17 protein-coding genes and 1 tRNA gene are annotated in these 18,589 nt (G+C 61.0%); 11 read left to right on the forward strand and 7 right to left on the reverse strand.

Features of this window, described 5'->3' with window-relative positions:
• Position 1: 1 nt before the first annotated feature.
• The 3 genes from NKK50_RS16065 to NKK50_RS16075 are packed head-to-tail and all read left to right on the forward strand — an operon-like array spanning position 2 to position 2,411.
• Positions 2-820, forward strand: coding sequence for an ABC transporter permease (locus NKK50_RS16065; protein WP_023834215.1), 819 nt, complete (start codon positions 2-4; stop codon positions 818-820).
• A 2-nt stretch (positions 821-822) separates the two neighbouring features.
• A complete protein-coding gene (locus tag NKK50_RS16070; RefSeq protein WP_023682327.1) occupies positions 823-1,569 on the forward strand; it encodes an aspartate/glutamate racemase family protein in 747 nt (248 codons plus the stop codon).
• A gap of 5 nt (positions 1,570-1,574) precedes the next feature.
• Positions 1,575-2,411, forward strand: coding sequence for a GNAT family N-acetyltransferase (locus NKK50_RS16075; protein WP_023834216.1), 837 nt, complete (start codon positions 1,575-1,577; stop codon positions 2,409-2,411).
• Positions 2,412-2,524: 113 nt separating this feature from the next.
• Here NKK50_RS16075 and NKK50_RS16080 read toward each other — a convergent pair whose 3' ends face one another.
• Positions 2,525-4,720: a GumC family protein gene (locus NKK50_RS16080; RefSeq protein WP_352543629.1), complete on the reverse strand. Its 2,196-nt coding sequence runs from the start codon at positions 4,718-4,720 to the stop codon at positions 2,525-2,527.
• 264 nt (positions 4,721-4,984) lie between these two features.
• On the opposite strand from NKK50_RS16080, the gene NKK50_RS16085 reads away from it, so the two are divergent.
• The 4 genes from NKK50_RS16085 to NKK50_RS16100 all read left to right on the forward strand — a co-directional run bounded on the left by NKK50_RS16085 (position 4,985) and on the right by NKK50_RS16100 (position 9,575).
• A complete protein-coding gene (locus NKK50_RS16085; RefSeq protein WP_023669390.1) occupies positions 4,985-5,548 on the forward strand; it encodes a polysaccharide biosynthesis/export family protein in 564 nt (187 codons plus the stop codon).
• A gap of 7 nt (positions 5,549-5,555) precedes the next feature.
• Positions 5,556-6,686, forward strand: coding sequence for a glycosyltransferase (locus tag NKK50_RS16090; RefSeq protein ID WP_023669389.1), 1,131 nt, complete (start codon positions 5,556-5,558; stop codon positions 6,684-6,686).
• An 85-nt stretch (positions 6,687-6,771) separates the two neighbouring features.
• The gene (locus NKK50_RS16095) at positions 6,772-8,307 is read left to right on the forward strand and encodes an undecaprenyl-phosphate glucose phosphotransferase (RefSeq protein ID WP_023834217.1); all 1,536 of its coding nucleotides are present in this window, start codon (positions 6,772-6,774) and stop codon (positions 8,305-8,307) included.
• Complete coding sequence (locus tag NKK50_RS16100; RefSeq protein ID WP_023743601.1) at positions 8,304-9,575, forward strand: O-antigen ligase family protein; 1,272 nt, start codon at positions 8,304-8,306, stop codon at positions 9,573-9,575. The genes NKK50_RS16095 and NKK50_RS16100 overlap by 4 nt, the downstream gene beginning before the upstream one ends.
• A 37-nt stretch (positions 9,576-9,612) precedes the next feature.
• Here NKK50_RS16100 and NKK50_RS16105 read toward each other — a convergent pair whose 3' ends face one another.
• Positions 9,613-10,596, reverse strand: coding sequence for a glycosyltransferase family 8 protein (locus NKK50_RS16105; protein WP_023743602.1), 984 nt, complete (start codon positions 10,594-10,596; stop codon positions 9,613-9,615).
• Positions 10,597-10,644: 48 nt separating this feature from the next.
• Positions 10,645-11,613: a glycosyltransferase family 8 protein gene (locus NKK50_RS16110; RefSeq protein ID WP_352543630.1), complete on the reverse strand. Its 969-nt coding sequence runs from the start codon at positions 11,611-11,613 to the stop codon at positions 10,645-10,647.
• Positions 11,614-11,758: 145 nt separating this feature from the next.
• On the opposite strand from NKK50_RS16110, the gene NKK50_RS16115 reads away from it, so the two are divergent.
• Positions 11,759-11,835 (forward strand) — tRNA-Pro (locus NKK50_RS16115).
• Positions 11,836-12,975: 1,140 nt separating this feature from the next.
• Here NKK50_RS16115 and NKK50_RS16120 read toward each other — a convergent pair.
• A complete protein-coding gene (locus tag NKK50_RS16120; protein WP_352543631.1) occupies positions 12,976-13,257 on the reverse strand; it encodes a hypothetical protein in 282 nt (93 codons plus the stop codon).
• Positions 13,254-13,493 (reverse strand): hypothetical protein, encoded by a 240-nt coding sequence (locus NKK50_RS16125; protein WP_502896509.1) that lies wholly within the window; start codon positions 13,491-13,493, stop codon positions 13,254-13,256. The genes NKK50_RS16120 and NKK50_RS16125 overlap by 4 nt, the downstream gene beginning before the upstream one ends.
• 222 nt (positions 13,494-13,715) lie before the next feature.
• On the opposite strand from NKK50_RS16125, the gene NKK50_RS16130 reads away from it, so the two are divergent.
• The 3 genes from NKK50_RS16130 to NKK50_RS16140 all read left to right on the forward strand — a co-directional run bounded on the left by NKK50_RS16130 (position 13,716) and on the right by NKK50_RS16140 (position 15,274).
• Entirely contained in the window at positions 13,716-14,018 is a 303-nt protein-coding gene (locus tag NKK50_RS16130) for a hypothetical protein (RefSeq protein WP_352543632.1), read from the forward strand.
• 486 nt (positions 14,019-14,504) lie between these two features.
• Positions 14,505-14,924, forward strand: a complete 420-nt coding sequence (locus NKK50_RS16135; RefSeq protein ID WP_352543633.1) for a hypothetical protein — start codon at positions 14,505-14,507, stop codon at positions 14,922-14,924.
• A 65-nt stretch (positions 14,925-14,989) separates the two neighbouring features.
• On the forward strand, positions 14,990-15,274 hold the full coding sequence (locus tag NKK50_RS16140) for a hypothetical protein (RefSeq protein ID WP_352543634.1): 285 nt from the start codon (positions 14,990-14,992) through the stop codon (positions 15,272-15,274).
• 170 nt (positions 15,275-15,444) lie between these two features.
• On the opposite strand, the gene NKK50_RS16145 is transcribed toward NKK50_RS16140, so the two are convergent.
• Positions 15,445-18,189: a phage tail length tape measure family protein gene (locus tag NKK50_RS16145; protein ID WP_352543635.1), complete on the reverse strand. Its 2,745-nt coding sequence runs from the start codon at positions 18,187-18,189 to the stop codon at positions 15,445-15,447.
• Complete coding sequence (locus NKK50_RS16150) at positions 18,189-18,575, reverse strand: hypothetical protein (protein ID WP_352543636.1); 387 nt, start codon at positions 18,573-18,575, stop codon at positions 18,189-18,191. Before NKK50_RS16150 ends, NKK50_RS16145 begins: the two co-directional genes overlap by 1 nt.
• Positions 18,576-18,589 lie beyond the last annotated feature (14 nt).

Raw genomic sequence — 18,589 nt, forward strand, 5'->3', positions numbered from 1 at the left:
GGTGAGCCACGAAAAACGCACCCTCGATTTCTATGTGCTTGCGGTCTTCTTCACTCTGTTCGTGCTGTTCCTCTATGGCCCGCTGTCGGCGATCCTGATCCTTTCTTTCCAAGGCGAGACCGGCGGCCTCACCTTCCCGCTCAATGGCATGTCGCTGCACTGGTTCGCCAATCTGTTCGAGCGCCAGGCGGTCGGCGATTTCGGCGGCAGCTTCAAGCGCTCGCTCGTGCTCGGCCTCATGGTGATGATCGTCACCGTCGTCGTGTCGCTGCTGGCAGGGCTCGCTTTCCGGCAAAAATTTCGTGGCGCCACCGCTTTGTTCTACCTGGCGGTCGCCAGCCTCGTCGTACCCTCGATCATCATTTCGCTCGGCATCGGCGTCGTCTTCCAGCAGGTCGGCTTCCGCCCGGCCTGGTACACATCGGCCTTCGGCGCGCACCTGACCTGGACCTTGCCCTTCGGCGTGCTCATCATGTTCGCCGTCTTCAACCGCTTCTCGCCCGCCTATGAGGAAGCAGCGCGTGACCTGGGCGCCAACTCCTGGCAGACCTTCGCCCATGTCGTGCTGCCGATGATCGCGCCGAGCCTGATCGGCGTCGGCCTGTTCGGCTTCACGCTGTCCTATGACGAGTTCGCCCGCACGCTGATGACGTCGGGCACCTTCAACACGCTGCCGCTCGAGATCTACGGCATGACCACCAATGTCACGACGCCGGTGCTCTATGCGCTGGGCACGGTGACCACCGTGTTCTCCTTCCTGGTGATCCTGGCCACACTGGGCGCCATCCTCTATGTCGGCCGCAAGCGGGCCAGGGTTTGATCGTGCAGATACTGGTGGTGAACCCCAACACGACGGCGAGCATGACCGAGACGATCGCGGCGGCGGCGCGCGCCGTTGCCGGCGCCGGGACCGAGGTGATCGCGGTCACCTCCTCGATGGGTCCTGCCTCGATCGAGGGCTATTATGACGAGGCATTGGCCGTGCCCGGCCTTTTGATGGAGATCGCCGCCGGCGAACGTGCCGGGGCTCAGGCCGCCATCATCGCCTGCTTCGACGATACCGGCCTGGATGCGGCACGCGCCATGGCCTCCATTCCGGTCATCGGCATCTGCGAGGCCGCACTCAGTGTCGCCTCCTACATTGCCCAGCGCTTCACAGTGGTGACGACCACCGAACGCTCGCGTGTCCCTGTCGAGGGGCTGGTGCACCGCTACGGCATGGCCGGGCGTGCCCGCGTGCGCGCCGCCGACATTCCCGTACTCTCGCTTGAAGACGCTGCTTCCGGCGCTGTCGAGAAACTGCGCGCCGAGATCGCCCGCGCCATAGCGGAAGACCGCGCCGAGGCCATCGTGCTCGGCTGCGCCGGCATGGCCGACCTGGCACACCGGCTGCAGCAAGAGTTCGACCTGCCCGTCATCGACGGCGTCGGCGCCGCCCTCAAACAGGCCGAGGCGCTGATCGCATTGGGCCTGTCGACCTCGAAGCGCGGCTCCTATGCCAGTCCGCTGGCCAAGCCCTATCGCGGCGTGCTGAAATCCTTCTCGCCGGGGGTGGTCGCCGCGGAGTGAACGCTATGAAGCCTACCGTCCGCGCATTGTCTCCGCCGGAACTGACCGTTCTCATCGACTGGGCGGCGGCTGAAGGCTGGAACCCTGGCCTTGATGATGCCGCCGCGTTCCGGCCAACCGATCCTGAAGGGTTCATCGGCGCTTTTGTCGACAACGAGATGACCGCCGCCATCTCGGCTGTCGCCTATGGCGGCAACTTCGGTTTCATCGGTCTCTACATCTGCCGACCAGACATGCGCGGCAAAGGCCATGGCAAAGCAGTCTGGAATGCGGGCATGGCCAGGCTGGCCGGCCGAACGGTCGGCCTCGACGGGGTCGCCGCGCAGCTGGCGAATTATCGCCGCACGGGATTCAGCTCGGCGTACGAAACCATCCGCTTCAGCGGCCGTATCGCGACCCCGCCCGTCCGAAGCGAAGGGGTGCGCATGATAACCACGCAACTCGTGCCCGACATCATCGTCTATGACGCCCGCTGTTTCCCCGCGCCTCGACGAGCCTTCCTGCACCGCTGGGCGCAGCCGCCGCATTGCGGGTTCGCCGCGATCAGTTCACTCGGCACCATAGGCTACGCCGTGGCTCGTCCCTGCCGTTCGGGTTACAAGATCGGCCCGCTGTTTGCCGACGACACCGAGACGGCGATGCAGCTCATGGGCAGTCTGGCTGCCGCATGCGAAGGTGGCGACCTGCATATCGACGTTCCTGCCGAAAATTTCGATTTCACCACGGCGCTTTCAGCAATTGGTTTCAGCCCGACCTTCACCACCACGCGCATGTACAAGGGCCCGCCTCCGAAGGTCGACTCGCGCCGAATATTTGGCGTGACGACCCTGGAGTTGGGGTAGATCCCGGCGCCGACTGACAGGCTTGGTTTTTCGGGAGCCGGCGGGCGATGGACGAGCCGATCCGTAGTAGCGCCGCCTAAGTCGAATTGTCTGATGTCTCAGGCGGCGCTACGTCATCCCGGCACGGGGTTACCCGGCGTCTCGTGGCCGATCGGCGTCACCAGAGTGAGGTCGGGATAGCCGCTTTCGATCAGCTCGACGGCGGCCTGCGCCACCTCATCGTCCGCCTGCAGCATGGACATGAAGACCTCGGTGCTGTCGCCGACCAGTCGGCTGATGCCTTGCGCATCGGCCGGTCCGCATTCGACGATGACCAGATCATAGGCGGTGGTCAGCGACTGCATGATGATCGGCAGCCGGTCGGCGGCGCGCATGGCGCGAACCGGATCGGCGGTGCCGACGGGAACGACATGGCAGTCCGAATAGAGGTCGGCGTGGATGACGTCGCTGAACTGCGCTTCCGAAGCCAGCAGATTGGTGATGCCGGGGAAAAGTCCGCTGTCCAGCATCGGCCGCGAGGCGGCACCTGACGCCGTGAGATCGAGCAGCAGCACGCGCAGGCCAGCGTCGGAGACTTCGCGCGCTACCAGCACTGCCGATGCAGCCGCCTCATCGCCTTCGGGCGACACGAAGATGGCGCGCGCAGCACCGCTGGCGATCAGCTTTTCCGCCGCCTTCTCGACATCGATCTCGCCAAGGCTGGAGCGGACAGGTTCGGCTTGCGGTTCGGAACCGGCAGCCGCTGCTCCTTCCAGCACTGAAGGAGCCGGCTCGGGCTCTGGCACCAGTTCAGACTCCACGGTCGTCGGCTGATCGTCCACTTCCACGACCTCAGGAGCCGGTTCCGGGTGGACGACCGGCGCCGACATTGCCGACATCGCAACCTGCTCGATACGCTCGAAGCGCGCCCCTGGGGCCGGACGCATGGCGCGGCCGGAAAACAGCTCCTGCAGCAGCGTGATGACCGACATCAGCAGCAGCGAGCCGACTAAGGCGGCGCCGACGATCGGCACGAGCTTGGGGAAATAGGGTTCCGACGGCACGCGCGCCTCGGAAAACACGCTGGCATCGACCGGCAGGTAATTCTTGCGCGAGGACACTTCGCGGAAGCTCGCCATATAGGATTCAAGCTGCTGGCGCCGGACGTTCGCCTCGCGCTGCAGCGCATCCAGCTGGACCTGCTCCTCGCCGGCCCGCGACGACGCCGCTTTCAGCTTGTTGACGTCCGATATCAGCTGGTTTTCGCGCGCCTGGGCGGTCTGCGCCTGCGTCAGCAACCCGCGCATGATTTTTTGCGCTTCGTTGCGGATCTGGCCGTCGAGATCGGCAAGCTGCGACCTCATCGCCCGCAGGCGGGGATGGTTGTCGAGCAAGGTGGTGGAAAGATCGGCGATGTTGGTTCTGAGCTCGATCTGACGCTCACGCAGCCGCTGGATCAGATCGGAAGACAGCACTTCGGGTACAGCGTCCAGCGAACCGCCATTCTGCAAAGCCTGGCGCACCCTTTCGGCCGTCGCCTCGGCCGAAGCGCGGCTGGCGCGCACACGCGACAGTTCGGTCGATAGCTCGGACAATTGCTGTGTCGCCAGCACCGAATTGTTGCCGCCCATCAACAGGTCCGACTGGGCGGAACGGAAGGCCGCGACCTTGGCCTCTGCATCCCTGACCTGCTTCTGCAGATCGTCGATTTCCGGCCCGAGGAAGGCGGTCGCGGCGGCGTTCGACTTGGTCTTGGCGTCCGCCTGATAGGCCAGGTAGGCCTTGGCGATGGCGTTCGGAATGTCAGCGGCAAGCTGGGGATCTTCAGAGGAAAATTCGACGGCGATGACGCGGGTCTTTTCCACGCCATAAACATTGAGCTTGTCGCGCATCTTCGTCAGCACGCGCTCTTCGAGCGGAATTTCTTCCGGATCGCTCTTCAGCCCGGCAATGACCAGGAGCCGGGTGACCGGCGACATGCCGAGCGCATAGTTGAACTCGGGCTTGTCGCCCAGCTTAAGGTCGGCAGCCACCTGCTTGAGAATGTCGGACGAGGAAATGACCTGAACCTCGGTTGCTACACCTTCCGCATCGAGCACAGGTTTGTCGTCTTCATTGGTGCCGGCAGGCCGCGTATAGGCCGATTCGCTCAACTGGATTTTCAGCTGCGTCGTGGCCTTATAATGCGGCGTGGCAAGCCACGCGAACGCGAAGGCGAGACCAGTGACGAGAAGCGTGATCACAAGAATGCGCAGCCAGTTCCGCGCCAGGCTGGCGAAGAGCTGTCTCAGGTCGACATCGACATCTGCGGCCGCGGACTGGTCGGACATGCATTCCTGCTCCGGACATGAGGCTAGATGGTAGCGTAAACAACTATGGTAACTCAGCCGTTAAGATCGCGGTAAGCAGCTGTTAGGGTTTGCTGACATCCGGTAAACAAAGCCAGCAAAACTATACGGCTTTTTGTCGATTGCCGCCAAATCGGCCGCGTCCCTTTACCGGCCATTAACCCTAACAGGATGATAACGAACCCAGATCCTTAAGGTTTGCCGCCGTGTCCTGGCGGCCATAGCGACGAAGGTGTGTGTCCGATCATGAAAAGCGCTGCTGGTCTGTTTCGCGCTCTGCTGGCCGTGTCGATGCTCGCCGGCTGCTCCAGCTACCGGCCGACGCCGGCGGCCTTCCACGAGGTACTCGACCAGCCCTATCGGCTCGGCGCCGGCGACCGTGTCCGCGTCACCGTGTTCGAACAGGACGGTCTGACCAACACCTACAGTGTCGATCAGTCCGGCTACATGTCCTTCCCGCTGGTCGGCGCGGTGCCGGCGCGCGGCCACACGGCCCAGCAGCTGGAAAAAGCGCTCGCCGACAAACTGCGCCAAGGCTATCTGCGCGACCCCGACGTGTCGGTCGAGATCGATCGCTACCGGCCGATCTTCGTCATGGGCGAAGTGGGCGCCGCCGGCCAGTATTCCTACGTGCCGGGCCTCACCGTGCAGAAGGCCATCGCGATTGCCGGCGGTTTCTCGCCGCGCGCCAACCAGGAAAGCGTCGACATCACCCGCGACATCAACGGCAAGGTGATGACAGGCCGGGTGGTTACCTCCGATCCGCTGCTGCCGGGCGACACGGTCTACGTTCGCGAACGCCTGTTCTGACATCAACGTGGCGGACCAGCTCAGGATCGTCCACTGCTTTCGCTCACCCGTCGGCGGGATCTTCCGGCATGTGCGCGACCTGACGGAGGCCCAGCTCGCCGCCGGACATGTTGTCGGCATCGTCTGCGATTCGACCACCGGCGGCGAATACGAGGAACGCCTGTTCGACCAGATGAAGGACAGCCTGGCGCTCGGCATCCATCGCACGCCGATGCAGCGCCATGTCGGGCCGGGCGACTTCGCCTCGGCCTGGCGTACCTATCGAATCATCAAGGAATTGCGGCCGGACGTGTTGCACGGGCACGGCGCCAAAGGTGGCGCCTATGCCCGTCTGTTCGGCTCATTGTTGCGGGTATCTAGGTCTCGCGTAGCCCGCCTCTATTCGCCGCATGGCGGCTCCCTCCACTATGACGAAACGACGACGACCGGGAAGCTGTTCTTCGCGCTCGAGCGCTTCATGGCGCGCTTCACCGACTGCCTGCTGTTCGTCTCCGACTATGAGCGGCGCACCTATCGCAAGAAGGTCGGCGAACCGCCTATCCCGAACACGCTGGTCTATAACGGCCTGCGCGCCGCCGAGTTCGAACCGGTGGTCGCACAGCCCGACGCAGCCGACCTGCTCTACATCGGCATGATGCGCGACCTCAAAGGGCCTGACATTTTCATCGAGGCGCTGGTGCTGGCCGGGTCCCAGCTTGAGCGCCGCTTGACCGCGGTCATGGTCGGCGATGGCGACGACCTGCCGCGCTACCATGCGCAGGTGAAACGGCTGGGCCTCGAAAAACAGGTCCGCTTCTTGCCGCCTATGCCAGCCAGGGAGGCATTTTCGCTGGCCGATCTGGTCGTCGTCCCCTCCCGCGCGGAAGCCATGCCCTATATCGTTCTGGAGACGCTAGCGGCCGGCAGGCCGATGATCGCCACGGCCGTCGGCGGCATTCCCGAAATCTTCGGTGAGGGATCCCCTGCCCTGATCCGTCCCGATCCGCGCCAACTCGGCGACAAGGTGGGTGAAGCGCTGCGCGATCTCGACGCCTACCGGCGCGTCATGCCCGATACGGCCAGCCTCAAGGCGCGATTCGGCGCCGATGTGATGGCCGCCGAAATCGAAAAGGCCTATTTCGCCGCGCTTAACAGATAGACGACCCTCCAAAACCACAAGTTGTCTCAAGGTTTTTTTAGCTCTCTTTCTGCTATCGTCATCGCGGAAGCTTGTGGGAAACCCGATGAACGAGACCGACCCCACGCGCCGCTTTTCGGCCGATGCGGTGCACAAATTCGACAGTCCTGCCGAGAGCCCCACGCCCGGCGGCATGAACAGTGTTGCCCGCCAGGTCGCCTCGCAATACCGGCGCGATACGATGTCGCCGGTCATGGTCAGCGGCGTATTGCGCATAGGCGAATTCGGCTTGCTGTTCCTGTCGGGGCTCGCGCTCTACTTCCACTTTGTCGGCTTCTTCAACTATCTCGCCTGGCAATATCCGCTGACCATTGCCGCGGCGTCATTCGTGGCCGTGGTGCTGCTCGACGTCAGCGATTGCTACCAGATCTCCGCCTTGATGCGACCGATCTCCAATCTCGGCCGCGTGCTGATGGTCTGGGCCGGCACCTTCGCGCTGATGGCGCTGACGGCCTTCATCATGAAAATGTCGGAGGATTATTCGCGTCTGCTGTTCGGCACCTGGTTTGTCGTCGGCCTGCTTCTGCTGTTCGGCCTCAGGCTGGTGATGTCGAAGCTGATCCGGCGCTGGGCGCGCAACGGCCGCATGGAACGCCGCGCCGTCATCGTCGGCGGCGGCAAGGCGGCCGAGATGCTGATCCGCTCGGTCGAGAAGCAGCCAGACAACGACATCCGTATCTGCGGCATCTTCGATGACCGCGGCGACAAGCGCTCGCCGCCGATCGTGGCCGGCTATCCCAAGCTCGGCACCATTTCGGAGCTGATGGAATTCGCCCGCATCGCGCGCATCGACATGCTGATCGTGTCGCTGCCGCTGACTGCCGAAACGCGCGTGCTGCAACTGCTGAAGAAGCTGTGGGTGCTGCCGGTCGACATCCGGCTCTCGGCGCATTCCAACGCGCTGCAGTTTCGCCCGCGCGCCTATTCCTACATCGGCTCGGTGCCGATGCTCGACATCTTCGACAGGCCGATCAACGACTGGGATTCGGTCGCCAAGCGCGCCTTCGACATCGTCTTCTCGCTGATCGGCATCATCCTGTTTTCACCGGTGATGCTGGCGACTGCCATCGCCATCAAGCTCGACAGCAAGGGTCCGGTGCTGTTCAAGCAGAAGCGGCACGGCTTCAACAATGAGATCGTCGAAGTCTACAAATTCCGCTCCATGTATACCGACCGCTCCGACCCGACCGCCAAGCAGACGGTGACCAAGAACGATCCGCGCGTCACCCGCGTCGGCCGCTTCATCCGCAAGAGCTCGATCGACGAGCTGCCGCAGTTCTTCAACTCGCTGTTCGGCACGCTGTCACTGGTCGGTCCGCGCCCGCATGCGATTGCCGCGCAGTCGCACAACCTTCTCTACAATGAGGTGGTCGACGGCTATTTCGCCCGCCACAAGGTCAAGCCCGGGGTTACCGGCTGGGCGCAGATCAATGGCTGGCGCGGCGAGATGGACACCAATGAGAAGATCCGCATGCGCACGGAATACGACCTCTATTACATCGAGAACTGGTCGATGCTGTTCGATCTGCGCATCCTGCTCATGACGCCGCTGCGGCTGCTCAACACGGAAAACGCCTATTGAGCGCGATTTCCCATGATGTGCCGCAGGCTGCGGTCAATGCCAAGCTGATCGGGCTGATATCCTCCGGCGCGGTGTTTTTCGGCGTCTTCCTGTCAGGCTTCGTCATCGACGAACCGGCGCCCTACGATCTTTTCATGCTCGGGCTGATCGGGGTGTGGGTGCTGTTTGGCCTGCGCATATCGCGCGCCGCCGTGCCGCTGCTCGTGCTGCTGATCACGATGAACATCGGCGGCATGATTGCCATGACGCAGATGGCCGATCTCGCCAACACACCGCTCTATCTCGCCGTCTCGCTGTTTCTCGCGTTCACCGCGGTGTTCTTCTCGTCGGTGACGGCGGTGCAGCCCGGCCTCTACCGGCTGATCTTCATCGCCTATGTCGTCTCCGCGGTGGTGACCTCGCTGCTCGGCATTGCCGGCTATTTCCACGCTTTCCCGGGCGCTGAAATCTTCACCAGATACGACCGCGCCCAGGGCGCCTTCCAGGATCCGAACGTGTTCGGGCCGTTCCTGGTGCTGCCCGGCATCTATCTGCTCTATCTGCTGTTGACCGGCTCAATCGCGCGCATGCCGCTTCTGGCGGTGCCGCTGCTGATCATCACCGCGGGCATCTTCTTTTCGTTCTCGCGCGGCGCCTGGGGCATGTTCGCCGTCTCGGCCATCCTGCTCACCGGCGCCCTGTTCCTGCAAAGCAACAGCGGCAAGTTCCGGCTGCGCGTCATCATCATGACCATTGCCGCCGTCACCCTGCTGGTGGTCGCCATGATCGTCATTCTGCAGCTGCCCGGCGTCGGCGAGATGTTTTCCAGCCGCGCCCAGCTGGAACAGAGCTACGACACGGCGCGCCTTGGCCGCTTCGCCCGCTACACGATCGGCTTCGAGATGGCGCTCGAATATCCGCTCGGCATCGGCCCGCTGGTGTTCGGCACCATTTTTGGCGAAGACACGCACGACATCTGGCTGAAGACGTTGATGGATTATGGCTGGCTCGGCTTCGTCTCGTTCCTGTCGCTGACGCTGTGGACGATCGCCGCCGGCTTCCGCATCCTTTTGCGCGACCGGCCATGGCAGCCCTATCTGCTCTGCGCCTACGTCGCTTTCATCGGCAATATCGGGCTCGGCACCTTCATCGACATCGACCACTGGCGCCATGTCTACCTGCTGCTCGGCCTGATCTGGGGCGCGATCGCGCTGGAATACAGGCATCAGCGCGGGTTGCGGGCGGTGGCTGCAATCCGAACCGATGGGAAAGCCGCCGAGTTCGGATGACTTCGCCTTCGGAACGAATTGCGACCGACGATTTCTTCTATCTCGCGATACCGGTCACCCGCTCGGGATACCGCACTGCCAGCATCGATTTGTTGGCGTGATCGGCAAAGATGGCGCTGACCTTTTCGGCGTCGAACCGCGCCCTGCGTTTGCGCTTCTCGTCGTTCAACAAGATGCCGCTGATGGCATCGAACTTGCGGCCAAAATTCTTCATCAACCCTCTCTTGACCGGCCAGCTGCGGCTGAAGCGTCCGGCCCAGGGGGTGCCTTTCGCCAGGTCGCGATAGACAGCCATGGCGTCGACCTCGACACCGACTGGCCGAGGCTCCCAAGGTTTGCCCCACGCGAAGTGCCGCGCATAGCACCTGCTGAAAGGGAGCTGGCTGCTGTAGTTGGTCATCACGTTCCAGAACGGGTGCATCGTCTGCCATCGGCCTTCGAAGGCCACGTTCAATGCGCCCTGATCCATTCCGTAGACATGCTCGGACGCCAGCTGCCGCGTGCGCTCCAGAAGCCCCTCAGCCCTGAGCAGGGGCATGTTGAAGAGAAGAACGCCGGCGTTGAATTTCGGCGCTCCAGGCTGCATCGGCAGATGTTGCCTGTACTTTGCATCGAAGTAACTCTGCTCGTCGTGAGCGGCCAGCAACGGTGCATTGAGCGGGGTGCTGCAGAGATCGGCTATCGATCGGTTGAAAAGCACGTCGGCGTCTGAATAGGCGATGCGGTCGTATGGCTCGAATTCAGGCAATTGATCGGCAAACAGCCTGATGTAGGTCGCAAGGGTGGGATGCGTTCCACGGTTGAAGTTCGTCGCCTCCATGAATTTCGTCACGTCGATGATGCCGATCCTCCCATCGAGCAAACGCTCACCGGCAGACCGGTCGTCACCGGGAATGACGCCGGTGTGCAAAATAAAGCCGTCGACGGCGCCGGACAAATCCAACACACGGCGCGCCGCCAAGCAGGTGTACGGAAAATACCTTTGATCGGCGGCGAAAAAGAAGCATGGCTTTTGCGACACAGTCTAATTCTCCTGCCCTGCGCCTTACGGATCAAAGTCGCGAATGTCTCAAGCGAAGCCGCCGAGTATTTCAGGAAATTGCACGGCCATCGCACCGGCAAGGGCATGCTCGGCATATATCCTATGCACCTTGCTCCCATCATACCTTGCCCGCCGCCGATACCGATCCTTGTCAGGCAACATCCCCATGATGCCGTCGAACCTGCGAGCGAATCGCCTCATGACGCCTCGCTCGAAGGGAATGCGCTGCCGGAAGGGCTGGAGCCAGGGCGTATCCCTTGCCAGACCGCGCCAGACGGCAAGCGCCTCAAGTTCCACGTCGACCTGGCTCCCCCACGGCTTGCCGCCGGCGAAATGCCGGGCATAGGCTTGGGCGAACCGAAATTCCTTCGTATCGTTGGACATCAAATTCCAGTTCGGATGCATCGTCTGCCACTTGCCCTCGAAGACGATGTTCAGCGCGTTCTGATCGTTCATCTGCCCGGCAACGGCGACATCTCTGGCGCGGTGCAAAAGTCCCTGTTCACGCACCAGCGGCATGTTGAAGACGATGATGCCGGCATTGAAGTAAGGCGCTCCCGGCTGCATCGACAATTTGTGCCGGTAGCCCGGGCGGAAGTACATATAATCGTCATGGGCGGCCAACAATGGGGCATGAAGTGTCTGGCCCAACAGGTCACCTATATCCCGATTGAAGAGGACATCACAATCAACATGGGCGATGCGGTCATAGTCCGCGAACTGAGGCAGTTGGTCGGCGAAAAGCCGAACAAAAGTGCCGACATTGCTTGGCCGGAAAGTATGACCGGCCTGCGCAAACAACGCCGACACGTCCATTATGCGAAGGCGATTCTTCAGCAGGCGTTCAGCAACACGCATATCGGCATCGCGTGCGCCGAAATGCAGGATGAAGCTTGGCGTTGCGTCTCCCGAAACGTCCAGAATTCTGCGCGCCGCCAAGCATGCATATGGGAAATAGTTGGCGTCGGCCGCCAGAAAAAAACAGGAATTTGCCACGCGCAATCCTTCTTATCGGTATTGGGCAAGCCATACCGTCTTGGCGTTGCGCCGACAAGGCCGGATGCCTCGCGACTTTTCCGGTCCAACGCGCCGTTTTAACGCTTGCACCATACCCCTTGAAAATATATGGCTTTGCGCGGTCCGGAGTGTAGCGCAGCCCGGTAGCGCACTTGACTGGGGGTCAAGGGGTCGTCGGTTCGAATCCGGCCACTCCGACCAAATAAAACAGATGGTTAGCTGCTTCCCCCAGAGGTGGCTATAAAGTTTCTAGCCAGGCTGTAGCCAGCGACGATGAAAAAGCCACGCAGCGGGCTGATGAATGATTCCGTTGTACATCACTCTCCGTGGAACCTGCCGGCTGCGAGAAGGTTGAGTCTCGTGACGGCGGAGCATTTGTTTGTCCCTCAATAGGCAATGCCGGGTGCCGTAAGCCCTCATTCGCCGTCACGCCTCACATAAACAAAAACCCCGCCGAAGCGGGGTTGTTCGTTTGGGAATGCTGGGCCGGCTAGACGACCAGCCTGTAAGCCAGTTCTGGCGTGAGCAAACAGTCGCTCCAGTCTGGATGATCATTGCCCATCAGCACCAAACTATCCGCCAGGATCATCCTATCCCTGCATGGATCCACGTCCATGAGCGAGCGCACTCCGTAGACCTCTCGGCCCTTACTGGTCCTAACCCGTCCCATAACTAGCGACGGTAAGCTTTGGTCGCGATGGGTTACAAACTCGCCCAGCCTGAAGCGCCAGGTGACGACAGGTTGTTCGGCGACGATAGCAATAGCGTTCATTTCAGTTCTCCAGTTTGGCCTCTCCAGGCCGCGCCGGATGGCCCGGCAGCCGGGGGAGAGAGGCGACTGGAGATCGCTGGCAAGCTTTTAGGCGCTTAGCCTTGGACATGGCTTGCCACCCCGGCCAAGTGGATCTTGGTCCGCCGCTGCTTCGACCGTTTTTGCAGATAACCCCTTACCCTTGCCGCAAAGCATGGCGGAGAATCGGGCGAGTTGCAAGAACCCTTACAATATTTATTTTTTACTCTGAAGTCGATAAGGCGCTTTCGCCTAATAAAGCAAGGCGAAAGCGCCTTAACTGTCAATATGGTTTATGCGAAAGCGCCTAATCTTTACTTGTGATAATCCATATGGACTCCAACGTTGTTCTGTGGAATCGATGTGTATCTGAGCGAGGGAGGATGCCACCATGAAGCACGACCTTATCTTCGACGACCTTTCCGCAGCCCTCAGAGAGCCCCGCCAGGACGTGTGGCGACCCGTCCGCGCTTTTGCCTTCGATGTGGCAAGCGAGCTGTTCCTGGGCCTTGCTCTTGGCGTAGGCGTTGGCATTGGAATGGCGCTGGCCGTTAGCTGCCCTTGGCCTTTCCGTAAGCGTTCGGGCTGGTGTCGGGCGTATAGATCAGGCCGACGTCGTTCCCGTTGCATTTCTTGCAGCGAAGCTTGGGGCGAATATCCCATTCCATGGCCGGCGCGTCAGGGCCGAAGCGGTCGCGAAGCTTCGCAAGGTCGAGCACCTGCTTATGATGGCATGCTGGGGTGTGGCAGTAGGCCGTCACCGTCATCTTGTCGTCTATCAGCGATTGGAACGTCCAGTCTTTTGCCATCTGGTCACCATAGGCAGCGCTCACTCGTCGCTGGCCGGAGTCAATTCCAGCTCGGCCGGGGATAGGCCTTGTCGCAACTGGCTCAGCCGAAATTCGTCGACCCAATAGGCCTCGCCATCGACCAGCACACGAGCGCTATAGCTACCGCCGGAATAGCTCTGCCCGGTTATGTAGACCTTGTGGCGATCAAGGGCCTTGCGCACCGCAGCGCGCTTGGAATTCTGGCTAGAAGCGGGATTGGCCATGGACTCATTACTCATCCAAAACATGGCCCGCGCCCATTGGCAGTGCGGGCGCGGGTCGACCAAGCTTTGGAGCCTTGGCCAGCAGCCTGGAAGTGAGGCCGACCTAGCTGCCGTACGTGAAACTGGCCGGGGGGCAGCGAAGTTCCGAGTGGAAACAAAAAACCCCGCCGGTTGGCGGATTGTGCTGAAACGTTAGCAACCTCTTGACGGTGCTGCCGCCCGCTCCAGAATCCTCTTATGGCTCGGGGTATCAAGGTAGGCGACGAGGTCGCCGTCACGGCGATTGTGCGCGGCCGGGTGACACCCGATCGAATAAGCGTGACGATTCCCTCCTACGCCCACCCGCATTCGGTTGTCGATTCGACATCGAAAGCCGTGATCGGCCAGCATATGGAATTGGTCGGCCCGGTCACCCGCGTCGACGGCGACAAGGTGACCGTCAGCCTCCGGCCGTTGGTGACAGTGGACGCCGAGCACGTGCGATTGGTGGAAGGCCATGTAGCGCCGAAGCGAAAAGCGCCGCTCGTCGATAAGGCGTAGGCTGAGAAGAACGAAAAAAGAACAAAAACCTTGTGGGTAAGGGCAGCCAAAGCGGGCGGAGGATTCGGATTGCCTGTAGATTGAGCAGTACTGGCTAGGGTTTGCGGCGTTCCCTAACAAGAGACAAGTGCCGCAAACCCTGCGTACCAGTTGGCTCCCCGGAGGGCGGGAGGTGGTTCGCGCCACCTCCCGTTCAGCCAACTCAAGGTTGGCTAGCTTTTGCGTTTTTCGCAACTCAAAATTCAACCGTTACGTATTTCGTCCACCGTTAGATGAGCGGCAGGATATCCTTGACAGCCTTTCTGGCTCAGATACCTTTCCACCGTGCCTTTTGAGAGAACCGGCGCCGGGCACTTTGGGAATAGCCGCGTATAGCCGACGATGGGGGAGCCCTTACGTCGTAGACAACGAGCAGCATGGCTGCCCAACACAACTCCTCATAATCAACCAGGCTCGCCGCTCGCAATAGGCGTTGAGTCCTATGTCATGGAGGAATTCATGCAAAGCGGTTACTGGTGGGCGATCAGCCTGCACCCGGAAGACAACGGCCAGCCCGAAATCATCGATGTACATGGCAAAGAAGCGTCACGTCTGGGTGACGACTGGCCGTACCATATCGGCGAATTCGACATGCTCCAGAATATAGATACTCGCGGCTGGCCGCAGAGGGGGAAGCTGACCGAAGAGGAATTGCTTGACCCGGAATACGCTGTGGATCCGGCCACGATCCATGAGGGCTATTGGTGGGCTGTCCACTCAGAAGACTTCCTGCCTCTGATCGTCCAGGTCGGTAAGAGTGGTCTTGTCTATCGGATCGACGGTGAGGACATGCTCAACGACTTCGAATTCTTGATGCCGATCGACACCAGCGCTTGGCCGACGGCCGGAACACTAAGTCGACCATAAGTCGACCCTTGTAGCAAACAGTGGAAGGTGATCTGTTGCTTAGACAACCTTTGCGAGGGTAAACAATGACGACTCTAAAGATCGCGCATATTCGTGAACAAGGGCAGGATATGATCATCGCGCCGCTGGACAGCTCGTTCGATCACAAAACATCAAGCCAACAGCAAGCAGCCATCGCCGAAATACAATTAGCGGCTGGAGGTGCAGGGCTGAAAGGAACAGTGGTACCAGTATGGATTGCTAGCGCAGGAAAAATGAAGTTCATCGCTCCTGATCCGTGGCATCCATTTTTTCAAGGCATTAACATGAAATGGGTCCAGGCAAACCTAAACAAGACTTTGACCTGGTAAGCAGATCTTCGACCGCGGCGGAATTGGATTTCAGAATAGCAGCAAAGTCGTCGGGCAGCTGCGGCTCTTCGATGTCGGAGATGCCGGTTTCATGCTGCCGAGGAGTCCGCTCCTCCTGTGGCAGCAAAATGGGTCTGTTCATAAGTTCTCTCCTTTAGAGCAGCGAGTCACTATCGACCATTGAGTGACCTCAAGCCATCGCGCACGCCCATGGCAGTCTGCCTTCGCAGTTCGGCCAGGCTTTCCTTGGATGGCGACCCGCCACCAGGGATGCTGATGTATTGTTTGATTTCTACAGGCCGCTCGCCTCCGCCAGAGGACCTCGAGGGCCCGCTGCGCTGATCGCTGATCTGATCGTTGTCGGCGATGATGATCCTCTCCGACGGGCGCTTGAACATTTCGACTTTTTGCGTGTCGCGAGAGTCGCCGCCAATCATGCCTCCCGTCGCGTAGCCGTAGACCGCACGATGGGCGATCTGCTGCGGCGTCGCGGAAAGCCCCTGAGCGCCATAGCCGATGATGCCGCTGACGTTGTGGGCGTTCGACCTGGCCGTCGCGAGCGCTTTCAAGTAAGCGGCATATTGCGGGTCGCGCTCTGTGCCGCTCGATGAAGTCGAGCCACCACCGGACGACGAGCCGCCACCGAATGAAGCGGATCCAGACGTCTTGATGTCATCAAGCAGCTGAGCCGTTTTCTTGGTGTTCACCGCGGTATCGGTGATCGCAGCGGTTAGCTTGTCCTGGTCAGCCGTCGTCTGCGATGTTGTGGCCAGAGCAATGGATTGCGCGTGCGGAATGACCGTCCCCGCCGATTGCGGCAGGACGAGTTCCGGACCCTTTTCTCCGACCCAATAAGGTGTGTTGGGCGAGATTGGACCGCCTGCCGCGCGCTGCGGGTACATGGCATTAACCTGCGCAAGCACCCTCGGATCCTGGTACGTCTTGGGCTGCGTGTAGCCCCACGAATTGGTGGAGGTGTTGAAGATCGGAGTCTGCGATACCGCCGGGCCATTTGACGAATAGCGCGTGACGCCGACGGTGCGGGTGCCGCCTCCATCCTCGCGCTGCACATCGTAGGTCGACTGCGTGCCGGTGCCGACTTGGCGCGTGACCACCGTGATCGTTATTGTCCGATCCTTTAGGGCACTGATCGCCGCGCCTAGCTGGTGCACAGCGCCGGTGTCGGTGTCCAACATCATGCGGGCGCGGACCAGGCTGTTGATGAACTTGTCTACGGCCTCGACGCCAAGTCCGCCCTGCACGAGCGTCTGGCGCAGCATGTCGACACCGGAGGCCACGTTGCTGGCCGTGATGTTACCAGTGTTCAGCGCATCGAACAGCCTGTTGACGATCCCTACGGTGTTGCCGAGAGCCGCATTGGCGCCGTCGATGTTTCGAACGTCGCCGAAGAACGCGGTGATATTCCCTTCGCTTCCGGCGGTGTCGATGGCTTCCTTCAGCGTGTCGATCTCTGCCGTTGTATCGCGGAATTGTTTGGTGAGATCGAGCATGCTCTGCGCTTGCTCACGCCGCATGTTCTGGATTGCCTGGCCCGCCTGTTCGAATTGTCCGACTACTCCTTGCAGCGAACCGCCCAGCGAGCGCGTAACCCCGAAGCCATCAGAGGCGCCACTGTCGATTGTGCCGAACAGCCTGGCGATCGTAGCGTCGGCTGTGCCAGCATCGCGGTTGATATCCTTGAAACCAGCAGCGACTTCCGCCAGCGACTTGGTGGCCTTCTGGTTGTCGACGGCGATGGCCTTTGCTTCAAGGCCAGCCGGAATCGTCGCGGCTACTTTTGCAGCCTGCGCTGCGGTGTCCTGCAGGCCTTTCGCAAAGTCGTGAGCGTTCTTCGAGAGCGTCGGATCCAGGCGAATCCTGCCGAGTTCGCTCTGCAGATCAACCGCATCGATCACACCGCTCTTGAGTTCCTTGGAAAGCTCGGCAAATCTCTGAAGCCCAGCCTTACCTATACGGGCGAAATCGCCATCGCCGGCGTTGAGCAGATCCATCTGACGACGCATGTCGTTCATCTGAGTGGAGAACGTCTTCCGCGCATCAGCAACGCTGTCGGCAGTATCTGCGGCAATCACAGACTTAGGCATCTGGGACGCCTGGTCTTCATATTTTTTTGCTGCTGCGGCTGCTTCGGGATAAGCCTTGGCGATCTCGTCGATCAGCGCCTTGTGGTTTTTGAGCACTTCGTCGGCGGACTTGATGTCCTGGCGCGCGGCCAACGCATAGGCGCCGATCGCAACGCCGGCTAGCCCTGCGGCAGTCACGATGCCGCCAAGCGGTGTCGCGACAAAGTTTAGTATTCCGGCGCCAACAGCCTTCAGCGAGCCAAGCGCACCTTGAGGACCACTTTCCAGCGCATCGAAAATCTGCCCGGCCTGGCTTGCGAAAATCTGCATCGGCGGCGCGCCGAGCGCGAACATGGTGATGACGTCGTTGCCCTGCCGCGACAGGTTTAGCATCTGGTTCGACGTTAGCTTGGCTGCAGTCCCCACGCTGGCGATATGGCTCACGCCGGCACGCGTAGAGGCGGAAACGGCATCGGTCTTCTGTCTGACAAGATCGAGAACCCTTGCCCTTTCAACCTCGTCGATACCGAGCTTGCGCGAGGCAGCATCGGCTGTGATCATCGCGCGTTCCATCTCTTGGGTCGCGCGATAGGCCGGGTCGGCGGACGCCTTCAGGCGATCCCATGCCTTGGCGGTTGAGGAGATGGAGCCGGCGGTGCCCGTCATGACGGTAGACTGCTTTTCCATCGCAACGTTCGCGGCGTTCGCCTGGTCGATCACCCTATCGACGGCGCTTTGTGCAGCCTTCATCGCCTTGACATAGGTTGCTGACCCCACCTCGGCCTGCCTGGCATCGATGGTGAGTTCGGTAATGACTACTTCGTCAGCCATCAATGGCGCGCCTCCCGCGCATCAGCTGGGCTGAACAATGCCGTTGCCCATTCTGGCGAGAACACGGCTAGCGGCATGCTTTCGAGATTTGGAACCGCCGCCGCCGCGGCAAGCGCCTCACGCGCCTCACGCTTGCGGCCGGTGCGGTACATGGCGTTGATGGAGCGGACTGTCATGGATTGGTTGCGCAGCGTGCCGGCAACCGCGGTGACGATACCGTTCTGGCTGGTCAACATTCGCGCCAGTGCCTCCAACTCGCCGGCAAGCTTGAGGGCATGCTCGGCGATGTCGGCCGGCGCCATGTGTTGGTGTGCGGTGGCGAGCATTTCGCGTGCGGACGCACGGTTGTGCGGTCGCGCCGAGGCGCGTTGGTTGGTTTTGGTCATTGGGAATCCTGTCC

The sequence above is a fragment of the Mesorhizobium sp. M0001 genome (assembly GCF_040324255.1).
Taxonomy (GTDB): Bacteria; Pseudomonadota; Alphaproteobacteria; order Rhizobiales; family Rhizobiaceae; genus Mesorhizobium.